The 3,243-nt window shown below is 53.8% G+C and carries 1 tRNA gene and 2 rRNA genes (1 of these 3 running past the window's edge); all 3 read right to left on the bottom strand.

Going from position 1 to position 3,243, the window contains the following annotated elements:
• Positions 1–62 precede the first annotated feature (62 nt).
• A tRNA-Met gene (locus tag FG486_RS18010) sits at positions 63–139 on the bottom strand.
• 123 nt (positions 140–262) lie between these two features.
• Positions 263–377: ribosomal RNA gene (rrf, locus tag FG486_RS18005) — 5S ribosomal RNA — on the bottom strand.
• A 133-nt stretch (positions 378–510) separates the two neighbouring features.
• Positions 511–3,243: ribosomal RNA gene (locus tag FG486_RS18000) — 23S ribosomal RNA — on the bottom strand; it runs 57 nt beyond the window's last position.

Genomic DNA, 3,243 nt, shown 5'->3' with positions numbered 1-3,243 from the left:
CAACAGCCCTCCAAACGCAAAAAACCCGCCGGAAGGGCGGGCTTTTGCGGGGCATTCCATATTGGTTGCGGGAGCAGGATTTGAACCTGCGACCTTCAGGTTATGAGCCTGACGAGCTACCGGGCTGCTCCATCCCGCGCCACCAATGCGCGTCTTTTGAGGGACGCGGGCCTTAGAGGCCAAAAAACCGCCCTGGGATTGACCCTTGGGCGGTTGTTTTGAACATTGTGATGGGTTTTTTGTCATGCGCACCGGCTTCAATGCCTGGCGACGCCCTACTCTTCCAACGCTTAAGCGGTAGTACCATCGGCGCAGTCAGGTTTCACGGCCGAGTTCGAGATGGGATCGGGTGGGTCACTGACGCTATGGCCACCAAGCAATGAAGCAGGTGCGCATGAGGGTTTTGATCGATGCCCGTGCTGGGCCGACATTCATTTCGGATCAGGTTTTGGCGAACATCCGGCTTTGAAGATCATCCTGGTCACCAATGCTGACATTGATGGTGGGACTTCCAAGCGCGAACAGAGTAATTAGGACCGGTTAGCTCCATGCGTTACCGCACTTCCACACCCGGCCTATCAACGTGGTGGTCTTCCACGACTCGATGATAACTTATCTTGAGGGAGGCTTCCCGCTTAGATGCTTTCAGCGGTTATCCCGTCCATACATAGCTACCCTGCTGCACTGCTGGCGCAATGACAGGTACACCAGAGGTATGTTCAACCCGGTCCTCTCGTACTAGGGTCAACTCCTCTCAATTATCGACGCCCACGGCAGATAGGGACCAAACTGTCTCGCGACGTTCTGAACCCAGCTCACGTACCACTTTAATTGGCGAACAGCCAAACCCTTGGGACCTGCTCCAGCCCCAGGATGTGATGAGCCGACATCGAGGTGCCAAACGATTCCGTCGATATGAGCTCTTGGGAATCATCAGCCTGTTATCCCCGGCGTACCTTTTATCCGTTGAGCGATGGCCCTTCCACGAGGGACCACCGGATCACTATGACCGACTTTCGTCTCTGCTCGACTCGTCAGTCTCGCAGTCAGGCGAGCTTATGCCATTGCACTCTAACAGACGGTTTCCAACCGTCCTGAGCTCACCATCGCGCGCCTCCGTTACTCTTTAGGAGGCGACCGCCCCAGTCAAACTACCCGCCACAGAGGGTCCCAGCACCGGATAACGGTGCGTGGTTAGACATCAGAAAACAACAGGGTGGTATTTCACCTATGGCTCCACGACAGCTGGCGCCGTCGCTTCAAAGCCTCCCACCTATGCTACACAGTTCTTTCCTAATGCCACTCTGAAGCTGCAGTAAAGGTGCACGGGGTCTTTCCGTCTAACCGCGGGTACTCCGCATCTTCACGGAGAATTCAATTTCGCTGAGCATGTACTGGAGACAGTGGGGAAGTCGTTACGCCATTCGTGCAGGTCGGAACTTACCCGACAAGGAATTTCGCTACCTTAGGACCGTTATAGTTACGGCCGCCGTTTACTGGGGCTTCAATTCAGAGCTTGCACTCCTCCTCTTAACCTTCCAGCACCGGGCAGGCGTCAGACCCTATACGTCGTCTTGAAGCCGACTTAGCAGAGTCCTGTGTTTTTGCTAAACAGTCGCTACCCCCTGGCTTGTGCCCCCCACACATGGTTGCCCATATGTGGGGCCTCCTTCTCCCGAAGTTACGGAGGTAATTTGCCGAGTTCCTTCAGTACACTTCTCTCAAGCGCCTTGGTATACTCTACCATCCCACCTGTGTCGGTTTAGGGTACGGTCTATACGGAGGGGCTATTTCCTGGGACAACTTCGAAGCCAGACCAATCCAATAAGGCCTGACAACTTACGCCATCCGTCACACACCTCCAGGCCCACGAATATTAACGTGGTTCCCATCGACTACCCCCTTCGGGCTCGTCTTAGGGGCCGGCTCACCCTGCTCAGATTAGCTTTAAGCAGGAACCCTTGGGATTTCGGCGAGAGGGCATCTCACCCTCTTTATCGCTACTCATGTCAGCATTCTCACTTCCGATACCTCCACGGTCGGTTACCCTCCCGCTTCACAGGCTTACGGAACGCTCCGCTACCGCGTGCATAAATGCACACCCTAAGCTTCGGTACGTATCTTGAGCCCCGTTACATTTTCGCCGCAGGATCTCTTATTTAGACCAGTGAGCTGTTACGCTTTCTTTAAAGGATGGCTGCTTCTAAGCCAACCTCCTGGTTGTTTTGGAAATCCCACATGCTTTCCCACTTAGATACGATTTGGGGACCTTAGCTGTAGGTTAGGGCTGTTTCCCTTTTGACGACGGACCTTAGCACCCGCCGTCTGTCTGCCGGACTAACTCTGTGGTATTCGGAGTTTGGTTAGGTTTGGTAGATCTCGCGACCCCCTAGCCCATCCAGTGCTCTACCCCCACAGGTAAACATCCGACGCTCTACCTAAATAGATTTCGCGGAGAACCAGCTATTTCCCGGCTTGATTGGCCTTTCACCCCTAAACACAACTCATCCGATAATTTTTCAACATTAAACGGTTCGGCCCTCCAGTGCGTGTTACCGCACCTTCAGCCTGGTCATGCCTAGATCGCCGGGTTTCGGGTCTAATCCATCAAACTCAGTCGCCCTGTTCAGACTCGCTTTCGCTGCGCCTACACCTAACGGCTTAAGCTCGCTTGATAGATTAAGTCACTGACCCATTATACAAGAGGTACGCTGTCAGGCCTCAAGGACCCTCCAACTGATTGTAAGCATTCGGTTTCAGGTACTGTTTCACTCCCCTCATCGGGGTGCTTTTCACCTTTCCCTCACGGTACTTGTTCGCTATCGGTCATGTACGAGTATTTAGGCTTGGAGGGTGGTCCCCCCATGTTCAGACAGGATTTCACGTGTCCCGCCCTACTCAAGTCCTGATGTTTCGCTTTCGCATACGGGACTGTCACCCGCTATGGTCAAACTTTCCAGAATGTTCTGCTAACTCAACATCAGGCACTGGCCTGGTCCGCGTTCGCTCGCCACTACTAACGGAATCTCGGTTGATGTCTTTTCCTCCGGGTACTGAGATGTTTCAGTTCTCCGGGTTCGCTTCACCAAGGCTATTTTATTCACCAAGGTGATACCCTATCCACCTCATTCCGACACTGGCGAACCAGCAGCGAAATGAAATGGTGAGGGTGGGTTTCCCCATTCGGAAATCGCGGGATCAAAGCTTGCTCACAGCTCCCCCACGCTTATCGCAGCGTGCCAC

It is taken from the genome of Blastomonas ursincola (assembly GCF_013607875.1).
Taxonomy (GTDB): domain Bacteria; phylum Pseudomonadota; class Alphaproteobacteria; order Sphingomonadales; family Sphingomonadaceae; genus Blastomonas; species Blastomonas ursincola.
This window is presented reverse-complemented; position numbering and strand designations above follow the sequence as displayed.